At 69.6% G+C, this 17,409-nt stretch carries 18 protein-coding genes and 1 riboswitch; of the genes, 10 read left to right on the top strand and 8 right to left on the bottom strand.

Annotated features, from left to right (window positions below; all coding sequences use genetic code 11):
- Window positions 1–42: 42 nt before the first annotated feature.
- On the bottom strand, window positions 43–495 hold the full coding sequence (locus ACWGO0_RS29260; RefSeq protein ID WP_453541485.1) for an excalibur calcium-binding protein: 453 nt from the start codon (window positions 493–495) through the stop codon (window positions 43–45).
- 251 nt (window positions 496–746) lie between these two features.
- Here ACWGO0_RS29260 and ACWGO0_RS29255 point away from each other — a divergent pair, with 251 nt between their 5' ends.
- From ACWGO0_RS29255 to ACWGO0_RS29240, 4 genes are read left to right on the top strand one after another with little or no spacing between them, the layout of a single operon-like run.
- The gene (locus tag ACWGO0_RS29255; RefSeq protein ID WP_453541482.1) at window positions 747–1,955 is read left to right on the top strand and encodes a hypothetical protein; all 1,209 of its coding nucleotides are present in this window, start codon (window positions 747–749) and stop codon (window positions 1,953–1,955) included.
- Between the two features lie 59 nt (window positions 1,956–2,014).
- Complete coding sequence (locus tag ACWGO0_RS29250) at window positions 2,015–2,425, top strand: GntR family transcriptional regulator (protein ID WP_453541479.1); 411 nt, start codon at window positions 2,015–2,017, stop codon at window positions 2,423–2,425.
- Window positions 2,422–3,315 carry an ABC transporter ATP-binding protein gene (locus ACWGO0_RS29245; protein ID WP_453541476.1) on the top strand — a complete coding sequence of 298 codons (894 nt, stop codon included), beginning with the start codon at window positions 2,422–2,424 and terminating at the stop codon, window positions 3,313–3,315. The genes ACWGO0_RS29250 and ACWGO0_RS29245 overlap by 4 nt, the downstream gene beginning before the upstream one ends.
- A complete protein-coding gene (locus tag ACWGO0_RS29240; RefSeq protein ID WP_453541473.1) occupies window positions 3,312–4,349 on the top strand; it encodes an ABC transporter permease in 1,038 nt (345 codons plus the stop codon). Before ACWGO0_RS29245 ends, ACWGO0_RS29240 begins: the two co-directional genes overlap by 4 nt.
- Before the next feature lie 129 nt (window positions 4,350–4,478).
- Here ACWGO0_RS29240 and groL read toward each other — a convergent pair whose 3' ends face one another.
- The 4 genes from groL to thrC form a co-directional block, all read right to left on the bottom strand.
- Window positions 4,479–6,101, bottom strand: a complete 1,623-nt coding sequence (gene groL, locus ACWGO0_RS29235) for a chaperonin GroEL (RefSeq protein ID WP_453541470.1) — start codon at window positions 6,099–6,101, stop codon at window positions 4,479–4,481.
- Window positions 6,102–6,428: 327 nt separating this feature from the next.
- Window positions 6,429–6,635: a cold-shock protein gene (locus tag ACWGO0_RS29230; protein ID WP_003967346.1), complete on the bottom strand. Its 207-nt coding sequence runs from the start codon at window positions 6,633–6,635 to the stop codon at window positions 6,429–6,431.
- Between the two features lie 409 nt (window positions 6,636–7,044).
- Window positions 7,045–7,323, bottom strand: coding sequence for a MoaD/ThiS family protein (locus ACWGO0_RS29225; protein ID WP_453541467.1), 279 nt, complete (start codon window positions 7,321–7,323; stop codon window positions 7,045–7,047).
- 29 nt (window positions 7,324–7,352) lie between these two features.
- Window positions 7,353–8,645: a threonine synthase gene (gene thrC / locus ACWGO0_RS29220; protein WP_453541464.1), complete on the bottom strand. Its 1,293-nt coding sequence runs from the start codon at window positions 8,643–8,645 to the stop codon at window positions 7,353–7,355.
- 18 nt (window positions 8,646–8,663) lie between these two features.
- A riboswitch (SAM riboswitch) is annotated at window positions 8,664–8,791 on the bottom strand.
- Window positions 8,792–8,944: 153 nt separating this feature from the next.
- On the opposite strand from thrC, the gene ACWGO0_RS29215 reads away from it, so the two are divergent.
- Genes ACWGO0_RS29215 through ACWGO0_RS29205 form a run of 3 tightly spaced genes read left to right on the top strand, consistent with a single transcriptional unit; the run spans window position 8,945 to window position 11,585 of the window.
- Entirely contained in the window at window positions 8,945–9,895 is a 951-nt protein-coding gene (locus tag ACWGO0_RS29215; RefSeq protein ID WP_453541461.1) for a glucosyl-3-phosphoglycerate synthase, read from the top strand.
- A 54-nt stretch (window positions 9,896–9,949) separates the two neighbouring features.
- On the top strand, window positions 9,950–10,150 hold the full coding sequence (locus ACWGO0_RS29210; RefSeq protein WP_453541458.1) for a hypothetical protein: 201 nt from the start codon (window positions 9,950–9,952) through the stop codon (window positions 10,148–10,150).
- Window positions 10,151–10,205: 55 nt separating this feature from the next.
- A complete protein-coding gene (locus ACWGO0_RS29205; RefSeq protein ID WP_453541455.1) occupies window positions 10,206–11,585 on the top strand; it encodes an alpha,alpha-trehalose-phosphate synthase (UDP-forming) in 1,380 nt (459 codons plus the stop codon).
- On the opposite strand, the gene otsB is transcribed toward ACWGO0_RS29205, so the two are convergent.
- The 3 genes from otsB to ACWGO0_RS29190 all read right to left on the bottom strand — a co-directional run bounded on the left by otsB (window position 11,562) and on the right by ACWGO0_RS29190 (window position 14,003).
- Window positions 11,562–12,410, bottom strand: a complete 849-nt coding sequence (gene otsB / locus ACWGO0_RS29200) for a trehalose-phosphatase (RefSeq protein WP_453541452.1) — start codon at window positions 12,408–12,410, stop codon at window positions 11,562–11,564. The two genes, ACWGO0_RS29205 and otsB, sit on opposite strands and share 24 nt — an antisense overlap.
- Before the next feature lie 68 nt (window positions 12,411–12,478).
- Window positions 12,479–12,715, bottom strand: a complete 237-nt coding sequence (locus tag ACWGO0_RS29195) for a DUF3263 domain-containing protein (protein WP_453541449.1) — start codon at window positions 12,713–12,715, stop codon at window positions 12,479–12,481.
- A 70-nt stretch (window positions 12,716–12,785) separates the two neighbouring features.
- A complete protein-coding gene (locus ACWGO0_RS29190) occupies window positions 12,786–14,003 on the bottom strand; it encodes an extracellular solute-binding protein (protein ID WP_453541447.1) in 1,218 nt (405 codons plus the stop codon).
- Window positions 14,004–14,240: 237 nt separating this feature from the next.
- Here ACWGO0_RS29190 and ACWGO0_RS29185 point away from each other — a divergent pair, with 237 nt between their 5' ends.
- From ACWGO0_RS29185 to ACWGO0_RS29175, 3 genes are all read left to right on the top strand, one after another.
- Complete coding sequence (locus ACWGO0_RS29185) at window positions 14,241–15,170, top strand: ROK family protein (RefSeq protein ID WP_453541444.1); 930 nt, start codon at window positions 14,241–14,243, stop codon at window positions 15,168–15,170.
- On the top strand, window positions 15,170–16,324 hold the full coding sequence (gene nagA / locus ACWGO0_RS29180; protein WP_453541441.1) for an N-acetylglucosamine-6-phosphate deacetylase: 1,155 nt from the start codon (window positions 15,170–15,172) through the stop codon (window positions 16,322–16,324). The genes ACWGO0_RS29185 and nagA overlap by 1 nt, the downstream gene beginning before the upstream one ends.
- Before the next feature lie 136 nt (window positions 16,325–16,460).
- A complete protein-coding gene (locus ACWGO0_RS29175) occupies window positions 16,461–17,387 on the top strand; it encodes a 1-phosphofructokinase family hexose kinase (protein ID WP_453541553.1) in 927 nt (308 codons plus the stop codon).
- Window positions 17,388–17,409: the final 22 nt, after the last annotated feature.

Genomic DNA, 17,409 nt, shown 5'->3' with positions numbered 1-17,409 from the left:
GGTTCTTGGTCCTCCCGGGGCCTGCGTGTGCCTCAATCCGTGTCAGGTACGGCGTCGGCGCCGGATGACCGTGTAGCCGATCGCACCGGCCGCTGCACCGACTGCGAAGGTGAGTCCGACACCGGTTTCCTGGTCGGTCGGGCCCGAGGCTCCGCCGATGCCACCCTGGGCTCCGCGCGTCGGCATCGCGGTGGGGCTCACCGTCTGCGGGGTGGCGGTGGGGCTCAGCGGCTCCGGGGTCGCGGTGGGGCTCAGCGGCTCCGGGGTCGCGGCGCTGCCTCGGCTGGGCAGCCACTCACACGCGATCTGGTCGTCCAGGCCCTGGTCCTCGTCGAGCCGGTTCGGGTCGCTCGGGTCGCTGTTGAACTCTGCCTGCGCGTCCTCCTGGGAGGCGAAGTCGCTGCAGTCGAGATCCTGCGCGAACGCGACGCCGGAGAGAGGAACGACGGAAGCCGCGGCCAGGACTATGCCCGCCACAGCGGTACGACAGTTCATTGGATCCTCCTTGGCCGAATGGCCTCGACCCGACCCTAGGAGCGGCAGGGCCGCACGGCGCGGAATGCTAGGCCGAACGGGCTGGCAAGACGCCTCTGACCAGGCAGAACAGCCATTCACCGACTATCCGCCGGGCCCGGGTCCATCATGAACGCGAACCGTCACGCAGTGGACAATTGCGTACGGCCAACACCTGTCGTGGTTTCCGTCGTTGGCCGTGTCGACCGATCTTCCCCTCCTGAGGACGCGACATGCGCCGACGCATCACCATGTCCCGCACCGGAATCATCTGCTCGGTGCTCGTCATGGCCACCTTCGTCGGGTTCCAGCTGACGTCACTGACCGGGCGGGATTCCCCCGACTCCAAGAACTACCTCTCGTACGCCCTCCGGCTGAGCGGCGAGAGCCGTGCGTCGGCCACCGCTCAGGCCATCGACTACACGTGCGCCGACGAGGCCGGTGAACCCTTGGTGCGGGAGTGCGTGCGCAAGCTGACCAAGTCGACCGTGTACTGGACGGAGCACGGCAATACCTCCGGCATGACCGGGCCGTTCTTCAACTCCCGCTTCATGGCGATCTATGAGGCGCGCCCCGGATACCCCCTGCTGCTCGTGCCGTTCATCGCCGTGTTCGGCCTCGTCCTGGGCGTCTGGCTGACCGGGGTGGCCGTCGCTCTGGCGGGCAGCCTCTTCGTCCTGGCGACACTGCGCGCCGCCGGTGCCAACTGGGCGGCTGCGCTGTGCGGGCAGATCCTCTATCTGACGCTGCCCACCGGGGCGATCGCGATGCTCCCGATGGCCGACGGGCTCACCCTGGCCTGCACGGCGGCCGTGGCACTCGGCTGCACGCTGGCCTTGAGGGGGGAGCGGGAGCGGCCGACGGCCGGGACCGCCCTCGTCACCGGTGGTCTTGCCGTGGCCTTCCTCGCGCGCTACTCCCAGGCGCTCCTGCTGGCCGTCGCCCTCACCGCAGCCCTCGGCGGACTCGCCTGGTACCGCAAGCGCCACGGCCGGTCGCCGCACTCCGCCCTGCGGCTGTTCGCGCTGTGCGGCGCCCTGGCCGTCGCGATGCAGTCGACCACGTACGTACTGGGGTGGCCGTCCGGATACGACAGTGCCCAGGACCTCCTGACCCACCACTACCTGCGCCCGGACGTGCCCGACCCCTGGCCCGGGTTCCTCGCCGCGGAAGGAACGTTCTGGCCGGCCTGGGCGGACCACCAGACGCGGGAGCCCCTGCTCCTGATCGTGCTGGTGCTGGCGGCCTGTTCCGTGCTCCGGCGTCCCACGCACCTCGGCGTGCTCGCCGCCGCCACCGCCGTGGGCGGCGTACTCAACCAGGCCGGACATCCCAACCTCGACATGCTGGCCGGTCAGCGGCTGATCGTCCTGATCTGGTTCCTCCCGATCCTGACGATCCCTCTGCTCCTCACGGGACGCCGTTCTTCTCCGTCTCCTTGACACCCTCGTCACATCTAGAGTCCTATAGTGCTAGGAACCTAGATGAATAGAGATGGACAGTGATCGAGTTTCACCTCGATGCCCGGTCCGGTGTCGCGCCCTACATGCAGCTGATCCACCAGGTACGTCAGGCCCTGCGGCTCGGCCTGCTGTCCGAAGGGGATCGGCTGCCCACGGTCAAAGACGTCGCGACCAAGGTGGCGATCAACCCCAACACCGTGCTCAAGGCCTACCGCGAGCTCGAGTACGAGGGCCTGGTCGCGAAGAAGCCCGGCGTGGGCACGTTCGTGTCCGGGACCCTCAGCGACGCCTCGCTCTCCGAGCACGAGCCGCTGCGGCAGGAGTTGCTGCGCTGGCTGGACAGGGCCCGGGGCGCCGGGCTCAACGAGGAGAGCATCGAGGCCCTGTTCCTGAGCACCTTCCGTACGCCTCGGCACCCCGAACCCCAGCACCCCGAAGAGGAGAAATGACCGCCACTCTGGAAGCCAAAGGGCTCGGCAAGCGGTACGGCCGCCACCAAGCGCTCACCGACTGCACCCTGAGCGTGCCGTCCGGGCGGGTGGTCGGCCTGGTCGGTCCCAACGGGGCAGGTAAATCAACCCTGTTGCAGTTGGCCTGCGGCCTGCTCACCCCGACCTCGGGCACCATCGAGGTCCTCGGCGGGCGCCCCGCGTCCGGCCCTGAGCAGCTGGCCAAGGTCGGCTTCGTCGCCCAGGACACACCCACGTACACGGGCCTTTCCATCGCCGACCACCTGCGCCTCGGCGCCCGTCTCAACCCGGGCTGGGACGCGCAGTTGGCGGAGAGCCGGATCGCGAAGCTGGGCCTGGACCCCGCCCAGCGGGCCGGCAAGCTGTCCGGCGGTCAGCGCGCGCAGGTGGCCCTGACCCTCGCGGTGGCCAAACGGCCCGACCTGCTGATCCTCGACGAGCCGGTCGCCGCGCTGGACCCGCTGGCCCGGCGCGAGTTCCTCCAGAGCCTGATGGAGTTCGTGGCCGATCACGGCGCGACGGTCATCCTCTCCTCGCACCTGGTCTCCGACCTGGAGCGGGTCTGCGACTACCTGATCTCGCTCGTCGCCTCCCGCGTCCAGGTCTCGGGCGAGGTCGACGAACTGCTCGCCACCCACTTCCGGCTCACCACCGCGCGGCGGGAAGCCGACAGCCTGCCCGACGGGATGCGGGTCATCGAGGCCACCCACACCGAACGGCAGAGCACCTTCATCGTGCGCGCCGCCACCGCGATCCACGACCCCGCCTGGGCCCTGGAGCCGCTCAGCCTGGAGGACCTGGTCCTCACCTACATGGCCCAGGCCTCGGCCGAGCCCGGCCGCCGACCCGTACTGGAGACACAGCGATGATCTGGCTGACCTGGCGCCAATACCGCGTACAGACACTGGTGGCCCTCGCCGCCCTGGCCGTGATCGCCGCCGCCCTCGTGGTCATCGGCGTCCAGTTGCACGACACCTACGACAGCACCGTCGCCAACTGCACGAGCGGCTGTGATTCGGCCAGGGACGTGATCCGCGCCGATTACAACGTCCTGTTCTACTTCGTCGCGGGGCTGCTGATCGCCGTGCCCGGCATCATCGGGATCTTCTGGGGCGCGCCGCTGATCGCCCGCGAGCTGGAGACCGGCACCCACCGGCTCGTCTGGAACCAGTCCATCAGCCGCACCCGCTGGCTCGTGGTCAAGCTCGCCGCCGTCGGTCTGACCGCCGTAGCGATCACCGGGTTGCTCAGCCTCCTGGTGACCTGGGCGGCCGGCCCGCTCGACAGGATCAACGTGGACCGGTTCACACCGCTGGTGTTCGACTCGCGCGGCATCGTGCCCCTCGGCTACGCCGCGTTCGCCTTCGTCGTGGGGGCCTGCGCCGGCATGCTCATCCGCCGGACCGTGCCCGCCATGGCCGCCACCCTCGCCGTCTTCATCGCGGTCCAGATCCTCGTGCCCTTCGCGATCCGTCCGCACCTCATGTCCCCGGAGCGCACCGACCTCGCGCTCAGTTCGCTGGCCATGTCGCGGATCGGCCCCGACGGCGAGCCGGGCGCCCCGGGACCCGGCTGGGAGGCGGGGCTGTTCCGGATGAAGGGTTCCGGTGCCGGCGCCCATCTGACGATGACCGTCACCAAGTCCGGCGCCTGGGTCGTCTCCGACGCAAGCCCGGTGCTCGACTCGGCGGGCCAGGTCGCCACCGGCAGCCAGACCTGCCTGAACAGCGGCCCCGACGACCTCATGCCGTGCCTCACCAAGTCCGACCTGCACATGGAGGTGGCCTACCAGCCCGCCGACCGCTACTGGACCTTCCAGTGGATCGAGACCGGGCTCTTCCTCGCGCTCGCCGGGCTGCTGACCGGCTTCAGTGTCTGGTGGCTGCGCAGCCGCCTGGCCTGAACAGGGGCGGGTTCCCGAAACGACTTCGGCCCCCGGGACGAATCCCGGGGGCCGAAGCTTGCGACGTACTGATGCTGCGTACCGCTGCGAAACAGCTGAGCAGCTATGGAGCTACTGATCCGGAGAGGATCAGAAGTCCATGTCACCGCCCGGCATGCCGCCCGGGGCAGCCGCGCCGGCCTTCTCGGGCTTGTCGGCGATGACGGCCTCGGTGGTGAGGAAGAGCGCGGCGATGGACGCGGCGTTCTGCAGAGCGGAGCGCGTGACCTTCGCCGGGTCGATGATGCCCTCGGCGATCATGTCGACGTACTCACCGGTCGCGGCGTTGAGGCCGTGACCGATCGGCAGGTTGCGCACCTTCTCGACGACGACTCCACCCTCGAGACCACCGTTGACGGCGATCTGCTTGAGCGGGGCCTCCAGCGCGAGCTTCACGGCGTTGGCGCCCGTGGCCTCGTCACCGGTCAGGTCGAGCTTCTCGAAGACGGCCGTGGCCTGGAGCAGAGCCACGCCACCACCGGCGACGATGCCCTCCTCGACGGCGGCCTTGGCGTTGCGCACCGCGTCCTCGATGCGGTGCTTGCGCTCCTTGAGCTCGACCTCGGTCGCGGCGCCGGCCTTGATGACGGCCACGCCGCCGGCCAGCTTCGCGAGGCGCTCCTGGAGCTTCTCGCGGTCGTAGTCCGAGTCGGAGTTCTCGATCTCGGCACGGATCTGCTTGACGCGACCCTGAACCTGGTCGCTCTCGCCCGAACCGTCGACGATCGTGGTCTCGTCCTTGGTGATGACGACCTTGCGGGCCTTGCCGAGCAGGTCCAGGCCGGCGTTCTCCAGCTTGAGACCGACCTCCTCGGAGATGACGGTGCCACCGGTGAGGATGGCGATGTCGCCGAGCATGGCCTTGCGGCGGTCACCGAAGCCCGGAGCCTTGACGGCGACGGACTTGAAGGTGCCACGGATCTTGTTGACGACCAGGGTCGACAGAGCCTCGCCCTCGACGTCCTCCGCGATGATCAGCAGGGGCTTGCCCGACTGCATGACCTTCTCGAGCAGCGGAAGGAGGTCCTTCACGTTGCTGATCTTGGAGTTGACGATCAGGATGTACGGGTCGTCGAACGACGTCTCCATACGCTCCATGTCGGTGGCGAAGTACGCCGAGATGTAGCCCTTGTCGAAGCGCATACCCTCGGTGAGCTCCAGCTCCAGACCGAAGGTCTGGGACTCCTCGACGGTGATGACGCCTTCCTTGCCGACCTTGTCCATAGCCTCGGCGATCTTGGCGCCGATCTCGGTGTCAGCAGCGGAGATGGAGGCGGTCGAAGCGATCTGCTCCTTGGTCTCCACGTCCTTCGCCTGCTCCAGCAGAGCGGCGGAGACGGCCTCGACGGCCTTCTCGATGCCACGCTTCAGAGCCATCGGGTTGGCACCCGCGGCGACGTTGCGCAGACCCTCGCGGACGAGAGCCTGGGCGAGAACGGTGGCGGTGGTCGTACCGTCGCCGGCGACGTCGTCCGTCTTCTTGGCGACCTCCTTGACCAGCTCCGCACCGATCTTCTCGTACGGGTCCTCGAGCTCGATCTCCTTGGCGATGGAAACACCATCGTTGGTGATCGTGGGCGCGCCCCACTTCTTCTCGAGGACGACGTTACGGCCCTTGGGGCCGAGGGTGACCTTGACGGCGTCGGCGAGCTGGTTCATCCCGCGCTCGAGACCGCGCCGTGCCTCCTCATCGAACGCGATGATCTTGGCCATGTGAAGTGGTCCTCCCGGACAGGGGTGGATTTCTCCGGACCGAGAGGCGCCCGCGACGGACGGCCAGAGGCTGTGCGGTTCCTTGCCCCGCACAACCTGCGAGCCTCACCGGCCCGGTCCAAGTTTCTGTCACTCTCACCTGGAGAGTGCTAACGCCAATGATTAGCACTCGACCCCTGCGAGTGCAAGCGTCCCCCTCGGGATGTGGACAAACACGAGGGCCGGATCCGGGACGCGCGACTGGGTCCAGGACGCACGAAGGGCCCGCACCCCTGGGGGTACGGGCCCTGCGCGCGTGAGTAGTGTCGTTGGCCGACCGCGCCGAGCTCAGCCGACGGCGAGCTTGACCATGTCCGCCTGCGGCCCCTTCTGGCCCTGCGAGATTTCGAATTCAACTCGCTGACCCTCTTCGAGGGTGCGGTACCCGTCCATCTGGATCGCGCTGTAGTGGACGAAAACATCCGCACCACCGTCGACCGCGATGAAGCCGTACCCCTTCTCCGCGTTGAACCACTTGACGGTGCCCTGAGCCATGCCTAACTCCCCTATTACTGGCCCTTGCACAGGACCGCACTTCGCGGGCCCGGGTCAGAACTCACCCTCCGACAGGAGAGGGTGTGTGCGCCGGAACGCGTCGACCGCGGCCGAATGTATCTGCCCAACTGCCCTCTGCAACAGGTCAATCGGACGAGAAATCTGGGCACAGCCGATCGCCCCTTTATGGGGAATTCATGAGATTCCTGGGCAAGTCGGGCCCGACAAAGGCCACTTATGACGCAAGGGGGTCGAACACTTTGGCTGCTTCTTATCGCGACCGGGCGCATTCTCATATGCGGGCGGCACAGGCAGCGGAGGGGACTTCCCAACTCTACCGCGTCTAACCATGCAGAATTGCCCCCTCCGCTTCTCTCGCGGAGGGGGCAACAGGGGTAACGCTGCGAAGTCAGCAGCCGCCTGCGACGGCCGGGATGATCGAGACACCCGCGCCGTCCGGGGTGGCCGCTTCCAGGCCGCCCTCGAAGCGCACGTCGTCGTCGTTGACGTACACGTTCACGAAGCGGCGGAGCTTGCCCTGGTCGTCCAGGACGCGGGCGGCGATGCCCGGGTGGTTCTTCTCCAGGGAGTCGATGACCTCCGAGAGGATCGCGCCCTCGGCCGGTACCTCGGCCTGGCCGCCCGTGTAGGTGCGGAGAATGGTGGGGATGCGGACCTTGACGCTCATGGTGGGTGCCTTCCTTCGGTCTCGGGTGGTCAGCTCGTAGCCAGGCCGGCGTCGCGGAACGCGTCCAGGCTCGGCCGGATCGTCGCGGTCGCCTGCGAGGTCGCGGCCACCGCGTCGAGCGTCTTGAGGCCGTCACCGGTGTTCAGGACGACCGTGGTCAGCGTCGGGTCGAGCAGACCCGCCTCGATCAGCTTCTTCGTCACGCCGACCGTCACCCCGCCCGCGGTCTCCGCGAAGATGCCCTCCGTCTGCGCGAGCAGCTTGATCGCGTCGACGATCTGCTCGTCGTTCACGTCGTCCACGGCGCCGCCGGTGCGGCGGGCGATGTCCAGCACGTACGGGCCGTCGGCCGGGTTCCCGATCGCCAGGGACTTGGCGATCGTGTTCGGCTTCTGGGGGCGCACGACGTCGTGACCGGCCTTGAAGGCCACCGAGACCGGGGAGCAGCCCTCGGCCTGGGCACCGAAGATCTTGTACGGCTTGTCCTCGACCAGACCGAGCTTGATGAGCTCCTGGAGCCCCTTGTCGATCTTCGTGAGCTGCGAGCCGGACGCGATCGGGATCACGAGCTGGTCGGGCAGCTGCCAGCCGAGCTGCTCGCAGATCTCGTACGCCAGGGTCTTGGAGCCCTCGCCGTAGTACGGGCGCAGATTGACGTTGACGAAGCCCCAGCCCTCGCCGAGCGGGTCGCCGATGAGCTCCGAGCAGAAGCGGTTGACGTCGTCGTAGTTGCCCTCGATGCCGACCAGCTCACCGCCGTACACCGCGGCCATGACGACCTTGCCCTGCTCCAGGTCGTGCGGGATGAACACGCAGGAGCGGAAGCCGGCGCGGGCGGCGGCGGCGCCCACCGCACCGGCGAGGTTGCCGGTGGAGGAGCAGGACAGGGTGGTGAAGCCGAAGGCGCGGGCGGCCTCGACGGCGATCGCGACGACGCGGTCCTTGAAGGAGTGCGTCGGGTTGCCGGAGTCGTCCTTGACGTACAGACCGCCGGTGACGCCCAGCTCACGGGCGAGGTTGTCGGCCTTGACCAGCTTGGTGAAGCCGGGGTTGATGTTGGGCTTGTCCGCGACATCGGCGGGGACCGGCAGCAGCGGCGCGTAGCGCCAGATGTTGTTGGGTCCGGCCTCGATGCGCTTCTTCAGCTCGTCGGGGGAGCCGCTCGGCAGGTCGTACGCCACTTCGAGCGGCCCGAAACAGGACGCGCAGGCGAAAAGGGGGCCGAGCTCGAAACGCTCGCCGCACTCGCGGCAGGAAAGTGCCACGGCGGGACCGAGGTCCACAGAGGAATTGGTGTTCGTCTCAACAGTCTGCACAGCCATGATGGCGGAGGCCCTTTCTCCTCATCTTCCTCGTGACGCATTTCGCCACAAGACGGATTTGGCACCTTCCCCACCGTGACCTCGCGGTCGGTGGGGGGGTTGCCGGGACTTCAACGGGCCGTTCCCTCAGTCCCTCTGGATGAGCGCTGTGGCACTGGATCACCGATCCAGGCATTTGTCGGCGGGCGGACCCCGGGATGCAAGGGCCGTTCGCGTTGTTCAAGACTGTAACCGAAGCCTCGGACGGTTGAGATAGTCGTCCGAACCGCGAGATGGATCACATACAGGGAGTATCGACCGTGCTGGAAGAGGTGGAACGCTGGCTGACCAGGCGTTCCTGGTCGGCTGCCGATCGCCCGCTGGATCGTCTCGCAGCCGCCAGGACACGCGATCCGCACCGCGCGAGTGTCAGTGTCGTTCTGCCCGCCCTCAACGAGGCGGAGACGGTCGGCGACATCGTGACGACGATCCGGCGCGAGCTGATGGAGCGGATCCCGCTGGTCGACGAGCTGGTGGTGATCGACTCCGGTTCGACGGACGCCACCGCGAAGGTCGCCCGGGAGGCCGGCGCCCGGGTGGTCCACCGGGACGAGATCCTGCCCCGGATACCCGCCGTGCCCGGCAAGGGCGAGGTCCTGTGGCGGTCACTGCTGGTCACGAGCGGCGAGATCGTCTGCTTCGTCGACGCCGACCTCAAGGACTTCTCCGCGGACTTCGTCTCCGGCACCATCGGACCGCTGCTCACCGATCCCTCGGTGCAGTTCGTGAAGGCGATGTACGACCGCCCGCTTGGCGACACCGCCGGTCAGGGCGGTCGTGTCACGGAACTGGTGGCGCGGCCCCTGCTCAATCTGCACTGGCCGCAGCTGGCCGGATTCGTCCAGCCGCTCGGCGGCGAGTACGCGGTGCGGCGCTCCCTGCTCGAACAGCTCCCTTTCCCCGTCGGTTACGGAGTGGAGCTGGGCCTGCTCATCGACGCGCTGCACACGGTGGGCCTCGACGCGCTGGCGCAGGTCGACGTCGGCGTACGCAGACACCGCCACCAGGACGGCCAGGCGCTGGGGCGGATGGCGGCGACGATCTACCGCACGGCGCAGCTCCGGCTCTCCCGCGGCCATCTGGTGCGGCCCGCGCTCACCCAGTTCGAGCGGGGCGAGAGCGGCTTCGTACCGCGCACGCATGTGGTGGACACGGAGGAGCGGCCACCGATGCGGGAGATCGCGGAGTACATGTCCCGCCGCGCGGCGTAACACGTTTAGTCATAAAAATTACCTAGATTTACTTTTATGGCATTTCCTCGCTTTATGGCACTGTCCCTGCTGAGCTCCGCCGTGATGGTCCTGGTTACGGCCGCCCCGAGCTCCGCGCACGGATCGATGGCCGAGACCGGCAGCAGCGGTGAGCGGCTGTGGCTGCTCGGCGGCCTCGCGCTCGCCCTGACGGGGGCCGGAGTGGTCGCCCGCGCGGCGGCCCGCGGCCGTGGACGCCAGCGCGACCACGGCTGACCTGACCCGCCGTACTCACGTTTGGGGGGTTACGGAACGGGCTAGATTCCGCTACATGGTCTCCGAGCACGCTGCCCAGGTCCTCGTCGCGTCCAACCGCGGCCCCGTGTCGTACGCACAGGGCGAGGACGGCTCGCTCACATCGAAACGGGGCGGAGGCGGCCTCGTCTCCGGCCTCAGTGCCGTCGACGACAAGCTGTGGGTGTGCGCGGCCCTGAGCGACGGCGACCGCGAGGCGGTCAGGCAGGGGGTCGCCGAACCGGGTGTACGGATGCTGGACATCGACGCCGGCCTGCACGCCGACGCGTACAACGGCATCGCGAACTCCGTGCTCTGGTTCGTCCACCACATGCTGTACCAGACGCCGTTGGAGCCCGCCTTCGACGCGGAGTTCAGGAGGCAGTGGGCTTCGTACGAGGCGTACAACCGGGCCTTCGCACAAGCGCTCGCGCAGGAGGCCGGCGAGGGCGCTTCGGTGCTCGTGCAGGACTACCACCTGGCGCTGGTGCCCGGCATGCTCCGCGAACTCCGCGCCGACCTGCGCATCGGCCACTTCTCGCACACCCCGTGGGCACCCGTCGACTACTTCCGCCTGCTGCCCGACGACATCGGTGAGCAGCTACTGCGGGGCATCCTGGGCGCCGACCGGGCGGCCTTCCTCACCCGGCGGTGGGCGGACGCCTTCATCGGCTGCTGCACGGAGATCCTGGGCGGCACCGGCCGCACCCGGATCGGGGTGCACGGTCTCGGCGCGGACGCGGAGTTCCTGCGCCGCCGCTCGCACGAGGCGGACGTGGACGAGCGGATGGCGGCGCTGCGGGAGCAGGTGGGTGAGGGGCGCCGGACGATCGTGCGGGTGGACAGGACCGAGCTCTCCAAGAACATCGTCCGCGGCCTGCTCGCCTACCGCGCCCTGCTGGACGCGCACCCCGAGTGGCGCGGCCGGGTCGCCCATATCGCGTTCGCCTATCCGTCGCGGCAGGACCTGGCGGTGTACCGGGAGTACACGGCGGCGGTGCAGAGCCTGGCCGACGAGATCAACACGGCCTACGGGACGCCTGATTGGACCCCGGTCATCCTGCACGTCAAGGACGACTTCGCGCGCTCGCTCGCGGCGTACCGGCTGGCCGACGTGGCACTGGTCAACCCGATCCGTGACGGGATGAACCTGGTCGCCAAGGAGGTGCCCGTGGTCTCCGACGACGGCTGTGTACTGGTGCTGTCCCGGGAGGCGGGGGCGTACGAGGAGCTGGGCGACGCCTCGATCGTGGTGAACCCGTACGACGTGTCCGCCACGGCCGAGGCGCTGCACCAGGCGCTGTCGATGCCGCACGGCGAGCGGGCGGACCGCACGAAGGCGCTGGCCGCAGCGGCGACGGCGCTGCCGCCGCAGCAGTGGTTCCTGGACCAGCTACACGCGCTGCGCGAGGGCTGACAGGAAGCCGACGACGGCCGCCGGGCCCGGCAGCAACAGGTCTGCCCGCTCGGCGAGTTCGGGCACTTCGTTGCCGCTGCACAGAAGGAGTCCGGGGATGCCGTCCGGGCCTTCGGTGCGCAGCTTCTCCACCGTGGCGTACGCGGCGAGGTCGCCGAGGTCGTCGCCCGCGTACAGCACGGACTCGGCGTCCGTCTCGCGTACGTACTCGGCGAGGGCGACGCCCTTGTCCATGCCGGGTGGGCGCAACTCCAGCACCATGCGGCCCGGTTCGACGATCAGCCCGTGCCGGGCGGCGAGCTCCCCGAGGGGGCCGCGCAGCGACTCGAAGGCGGCCTGCGGGTCTTCGGCACGGCGGGTGTGTACGGCGACGGCCTGCCCCTTCTCCTCGATCCAGGTGCCGTGCCAGGCACCCAACTCGTGGAGCACCCCGGGGAGTTCGGCGCGCACGGTGGCGACGCCCGGGTGCGGGGCGGGGGCGTGCACGGTGCCGGACACGGCGTCCCAGCGTTCGGCGCCGTAATGACCGAGGACGACGAGGTGATCGAGCCCGGCCACCCCGGCGAAGCCGCCGTACCGCACGGCGACCCCGGCGGGCCGCCCGGTGATCACGGCGACGGACGCGACCCGCGGCGCGAGCGCGGCGAGCGCGGGGCCCGCGTCGGGGTGGGCGCGGGCCTGTTCCGGGTCGGGGACGATGTCGGCGAGCGTGCCGTCGAAGTCGAGAGCGACCACGGCCCGGTCGGGCCGGGCGAGAATCGCGGCGAGACCTTCGCGGCCGGCCGGGGTGGTCGGGGTCGGCAGGTGAACGGGGTGACTGCCCATGCGCCGACCCTATAGCGGCGCGTCCCCGCAGGGGTATCTTCCGGCCGGTCCCGAGATGGCCGAGCTCGTCAGCGGCGGTCGCGGCGGGCGGCGCGCACACCGCGCAGGCGGTTCACCGTCACCGGGTCCTCCTCCAGCGCCCGCCGGTCGTCGATCAGCGCATTCAGGAGCTGGTAGTAGCGGACCGGGGACATCCCCAGTTCCTCCCGGATCGCCCGCTCCTTCGCACCCGGGCTCGCCCAGGAGCGCCGCTCCAGGGCGAGCAGGGCCCGGTCCCGGTCGGAGAGTGGGGCTTCTTCGGTCATATGAACAACCTAATGGCCCGCACGGACACCCGCGCCACTCCCCCGAGGCGACCGGCGCGGCCCGCCCCCTCTACTCCGCCTGCTCCGCCTGCGCCGCCCTCCTGGCTATCTCCCCGAGCACGGCCTCCGGATCGCCGTTCGGCTCCACCGCGGTGCCGATGCTCTCCTTGATGGCCTCGCTGGCCTGGGCCCAGGACCTCTTGGCGTACGGGTAGAACTGCGAGTTCGGCATCGCGGCCAGGAACTCCCGCAGCGGCTCGTGCCGGGCGTCGGACTCCATCACCGCGGCGGCGCTGTCGGTGACCGGCAGCATGTCGTACTCGTCGGCGAACGCGAGCACGTTCTCGTCGTTGTACGCGAAGTCGAAGAACTTGCCGATCTCCGCACGGTGCTTGTTCTGCTTGAAGCCCATCATCCAGTCGGCGACGCCCATCGATCCCGAGGTCGGCCCGTCGACGCCGGGCAGCGGCACCATGCCGACCTGGACGCCCTGCTTCTCGGCGTCCTCCATCAGCGTCGGGTGCCCGTTGAGCATGCCCACCTGGCCGCGGGTGAAGGCGTCGAACGCCTTCGCCCGGTCGAGCTTGCCGGGGGCGACGGGCCCGGTGAGCCCCTTGCCGACGAGGTTGTCCTTCAGCCAGGTGAGCGTGGCGACGTTCTGCGGGGAGTCGATGTCGTACCCGCCGACGTCGTCGGTGTAGCCACCGCCGCCGCTGAGCATCCACATCAGAGTCTCGGCCTGGGACTCCTCCGGCCCGAGCGGCAGGGCGAAGGGATACGTGACACCGCGCTGCTTGAGCACCGCGGCGTCGCCCTGGATGTCGGCCCATGTCCTGGGCGCGTCGAGCCCGGCCCGGCTGAACAGCTTCTTGTTGTAGAAGAGCAGCCGGGTGCTCGCGATGAACGGCAGCCCGTACTGCTCGCCGTTGACCTTGCCCGCGTCGCTCAGCGAGGGAAGGAAGTTGGCCTGGGTGCGGATGGCGAGCATCTGGTCGGTCGTGTAGAGCTTGTCCCTTTTGGCGTAGTCCGCGTACGCGCCGATCTGGGCGATGTCCGGGGCCTTGTCCTGCTCCACCATCTCGGAGACCTCGCGGTCGACGTCCTTCCACGCGTAGACGTGGACATCGACCTTGATGCCGGGGTGGGCGGCCTCGAACTTCCGGGCGAGACCGTTCCAGTAGATCTTGGAACTGTTCGCCGCCCCGGTCCCGTAGTCGGCCGCCACGAACTTCAGGGTGACGTCACCGGAACCGGCGCCGCTCCCGCAGCCCGACAACGTTGCCGTCATACCAAGCGCGGCCACTGCCGCGGTCACACCGAAAAAGCGCCGCTGCACAGCCTCGCCCGTCCTCATTGGTCGCATCGCCCCCGCCGAATCGCGATTTTCCCCCGTGTTCACCGAGAGGTCTACACCACCGGCATCTCGCTTCGGCAACGTATCGGGATGCTCACGTTTTGTATGGAGCCGCAACAAACCACGAAAGTGGACTAGACCTTTTTGGGCCGACGGGCGAAACTGTCTCCCGTGAGACATGTCATCGCCCTCGATGTGGGCGGCACAGGAATGAAGGCCGCCCTGGTGGGGGCCGACGGCGCCCTGCTCCACGAGGCGCGGCGGGCCACCGGCAGGGAGCGCGGTCCCGACGCCGTCGTGGACACGATCCTCGACTTCGCCGCCGACCTGCGCGCGTACGGCGAGAAACACTTCGGCGCCCCCGCGCTCGCGGCAGGCGTCGCCGTACCCGGCATCGTCGACGCCGAGAACGGGATCGCCGTATACGCCTCGAACCTGGGCTGGCGCGACGTACCCATGCGCGCCCTGCTCGGCGAGCGCCTCGGCGTACCCGTCGCCCTCGGCCACGACGTCAGGACCGGCGGCCTCGCCGAGGGCCGGATCGGCGCGGGCAAGGGCGCCGACCGCTTCCTCTTCGTACCGCTGGGCACCGGCATCGCCGGCGCCATCGGCATCGGGGGCTCCATCGAGGCGGGCGCCCACGGCTACGCGGGCGAGATCGGCCACATCGTGGTCCGGCCGGACGGCCCGGACTGCGGCTGCGGCCAGCGCGGCTGTCTGGAGACCCTGGCCTCCGCCTCCGCGGTGACCCGGGCCTGGGCCGCCGCCTCCGGTGACCCCGACGCGGACGCCGCGGACTGCGCGAAGGCCGTCGAATCCGGCGACCCCGCCGCCGTACAGGTCTGGCAGAACGCGGTCGACGCACTCGCCGCGGGCCTGGTCACCGCGCTGACCCTGCTGGACCCCCGCATGCTCATCATCGGTGGCGGTCTGGCCGAGGCGGGGGAAACCTTGTTCACACCACTGCGTGCGGCTGTCGAGGAACGCGTCACGTTCCAGAAGCTGCCTCACATCGTCCCGGCGGCCCTCGGGGACACCGCCGGATGCCTGGGCGCAGGGCTGCTCGCCTGGGATCTTCTCTCCACGGAGGTATCCGCCTGATGGCCGGACGCGCAGACAGCACAGTTCTCGCAGGCGCCCGGGTGGTACTGCCCACCGGCACGGTCGAGAACGGCCGGGTGATCGTCGAGGGCGGCAGGATCGCCGGCAGCACGTCGGATGGCGCCCGCACCGTCGACCTGTCCGGCCACTGGGTGGTCCCCGGCTTCGTCGACATGCACAACCACGGCGGCGGCGGCGCGTCCTTCACCTCCGGCACCGTGGACGAGGTCCTGACCGGCGTCCGTACGCACCGCGAGCACGGCACCACCACCCTGGTCGCCTCCATGGTCACCGGCGAGATGGACTTCCTCGCCCACCGGGCCGGCGTCCTCGCCGAGCTCGTGCAGCAGGGCGACCTGGCCGGTATCCACTTCGAGGGCCCGTTCATCTCCCCGTGCCGCAAGGGCGCCCACAGCGAGGACCTGCTGCGCGATCCGGACCCGGCCGAGGTCCGCAAGCTGATGGACGCGGCGCACGGCACGGCCAAGATGTTCACCCTCGCCACGGAACTGCCCGGCGGCATCGAATCGGTGCGCCTCCTCGCCGAGCACGGCGTGATCGCGGCGATCGGGCACACCGACGCGACGTACGAGCAGACCGTCGAGGCGATCGACGCGGGCGCCACCGTCGCCACGCACCTCTACAACGCGATGCCGGCCCTCGGCCACCGCGCGCCGGGCCCGATCGCGGCGCTCCTGGAGGACGAGCGGATCACCGTCGAGCTGATCAACGACGGTACGCATCTGCACCCCGCGGCCCTGGAGCTCGCCTTCCACCGCGCGGGCGCCGCACGCGTCGCGCTGATCACGGACGCGATGGACGCGGCCGGGTTCGGCGACGGCCGCTACCAGCTGGGCCCGCTCGCGGTCGAGGTGAAGGACGGCGTCGCACGCCTGGTGGAGGGCAACTCGATCGCCGGCTCCACGCTCACCCTGGACACCGCGTTCCGCAGGTCCGTGACCATCGACCGGATTCCCGTCGGCGATGTCGTCCAGGCCATCTCCGCCAACCCGGCGCGGCTGCTCGGCGTGTACGACAGGGTCGGCTCGCTGGAGCCGGGCAAGGACGCGGACCTCGTGGTCCTGGACGAGGACTTCGTCCTCAAGGGCGTCATGCGCAAGGGCGAGTGGATCATCGAGCCCCAGCTGGGGTGACCACGTAACGAAGAGACGGCGGTTGACCCGGAGACCTGGGCCGACCGCCGTCTCTTTGACATGATCGTCGCGGCGGGAACCGCCGGGGGGAAAGCGCGTACTGGTAGGCGCTACAAGGGATCGGAGGCCGGTGCAGGTGATCCTGACCGTCACGCTCAACACCGCGCTCGACCTGACGTACGCCGTCCCGGCACTCGTCCCGCACACCAGCCACCGGGTCACCGACCTCACCGAACGCCCCGGCGGCAAGGGCCTCAACGTCGCCCGGGTGCTCGCCGCGCTGGGCCACGAGACCGTCGTCACCGGCTTCGCGGGCGGCCCCACCGGAGCCGTCCTTCGCGAACTGCTGGCCCCGCTCCCGCCACGCGACGCACTCGTCACCGTCGCCGGGAACACCCGCCGCACCATCGCCGTCGTCGACGCCGCCACCGGCGACACGACCCAGCTCAACGAACCGGGCCCGCACATCTCCGCCGAGGAATGGGCCGGCTTCCTGCGTACGTACGAGGAACTGCTCACCGGAGCCGACGCGGTCGCCCTCTGCGGCAGCCTCCCGCCCGGCATACACGTCGGCGCCTACGCCGAGCTCGTCCGCTCCGCCCGCACCGCCCGCGTCCCCGTCCTCCTGGACACCAGCGGCGAACCCCTGCGCCGGGGCATCGCCGCCCGCCCCGACCTGGTCAAACCCAACGCCGACGAACTCGCCCAGCTCACCGGGGCCCGCGAACCCCTGCGCGCCGCCCACGACGCCCGCCGCCGCGGCGCGCACAGCGTCGTCGCGTCCCTGGGCGCCGACGGCATGCTCGCCGCCACCAAAGACGGCGTCTGGCGCGCCTTCCCGCCCGCCTCCGTGCGGGGCAATCCGACGGGCGCGGGCGACTCCGCGGTGGCCGGACTGCTCTCCGGTCTCGCCGAGGGCCTGAGCTGGCCGGACCGGCTGAGGAGGGCGGTGGCCCTGTCGACGGCGACGGTGCTGGCGCCTGCCGCGGGTGAGTTCGACAGCACGGCGTACGCGGATCTGCTGACGCGCGTCGGCATCGAGCAGCAGGCACCCGCCGCCTGATCTCCCCGGAAACGCCTCGTCC

It is taken from the genome of Streptomyces sp. NPDC055749 (assembly GCF_053617235.1).
Note: the sequence above shows the minus strand (reverse complement) of the source record. Positions and strands in the feature narration are given on the sequence as shown.

Bases quoted from the DNA above. Each gene is read 5' to 3' on its own strand.
- ACWGO0_RS29255 (WP_453541482.1), top strand. From the start codon at position 747: ATGCGCCGACGCATCACCATGTCCCGCACCGGAATCATCTGCTCGGTG.
- thrC (WP_453541464.1), bottom strand. From the start codon at position 8,645: ATGGCTGTGCAGACTGTTGAGACGAACACCAATTCCTCTGTGGACCTC.
- ACWGO0_RS29260 (WP_453541485.1), bottom strand. From the start codon at position 495: ATGAACTGTCGTACCGCTGTGGCGGGCATAGTCCTGGCCGCGGCTTCC.
- ACWGO0_RS29225 (WP_453541467.1), bottom strand. From the start codon at position 7,323: ATGAGCGTCAAGGTCCGCATCCCCACCATTCTCCGCACCTACACGGGC.
- ACWGO0_RS29195 (WP_453541449.1), bottom strand. From the start codon at position 12,715: ATGACCGAAGAAGCCCCACTCTCCGACCGGGACCGGGCCCTGCTCGCC.
- ACWGO0_RS29205 (WP_453541455.1), top strand. From the start codon at position 10,206: ATGGTCTCCGAGCACGCTGCCCAGGTCCTCGTCGCGTCCAACCGCGGC.
- groL (WP_453541470.1), bottom strand. From the start codon at position 6,101: ATGGCCAAGATCATCGCGTTCGATGAGGAGGCACGGCGCGGTCTCGAG.
- otsB (WP_453541452.1), bottom strand. From the start codon at position 12,410: ATGGGCAGTCACCCCGTTCACCTGCCGACCCCGACCACCCCGGCCGGC.
- ACWGO0_RS29230 (WP_003967346.1), bottom strand. From the start codon at position 6,635: ATGGCTCAGGGCACCGTCAAGTGGTTCAACGCGGAGAAGGGGTACGGC.
- nagA (WP_453541441.1), top strand. From the start codon at position 15,170: ATGGCCGGACGCGCAGACAGCACAGTTCTCGCAGGCGCCCGGGTGGTA.
- ACWGO0_RS29190 (WP_453541447.1), bottom strand. From the start codon at position 14,003: ATGACGGCAACGTTGTCGGGCTGCGGGAGCGGCGCCGGTTCCGGTGAC.
- ACWGO0_RS29245 (WP_453541476.1), top strand. From the start codon at position 2,422: ATGACCGCCACTCTGGAAGCCAAAGGGCTCGGCAAGCGGTACGGCCGC.
- ACWGO0_RS29210 (WP_453541458.1), top strand. From the start codon at position 9,950: ATGGCACTGTCCCTGCTGAGCTCCGCCGTGATGGTCCTGGTTACGGCC.
- ACWGO0_RS29240 (WP_453541473.1), top strand. From the start codon at position 3,312: ATGATCTGGCTGACCTGGCGCCAATACCGCGTACAGACACTGGTGGCC.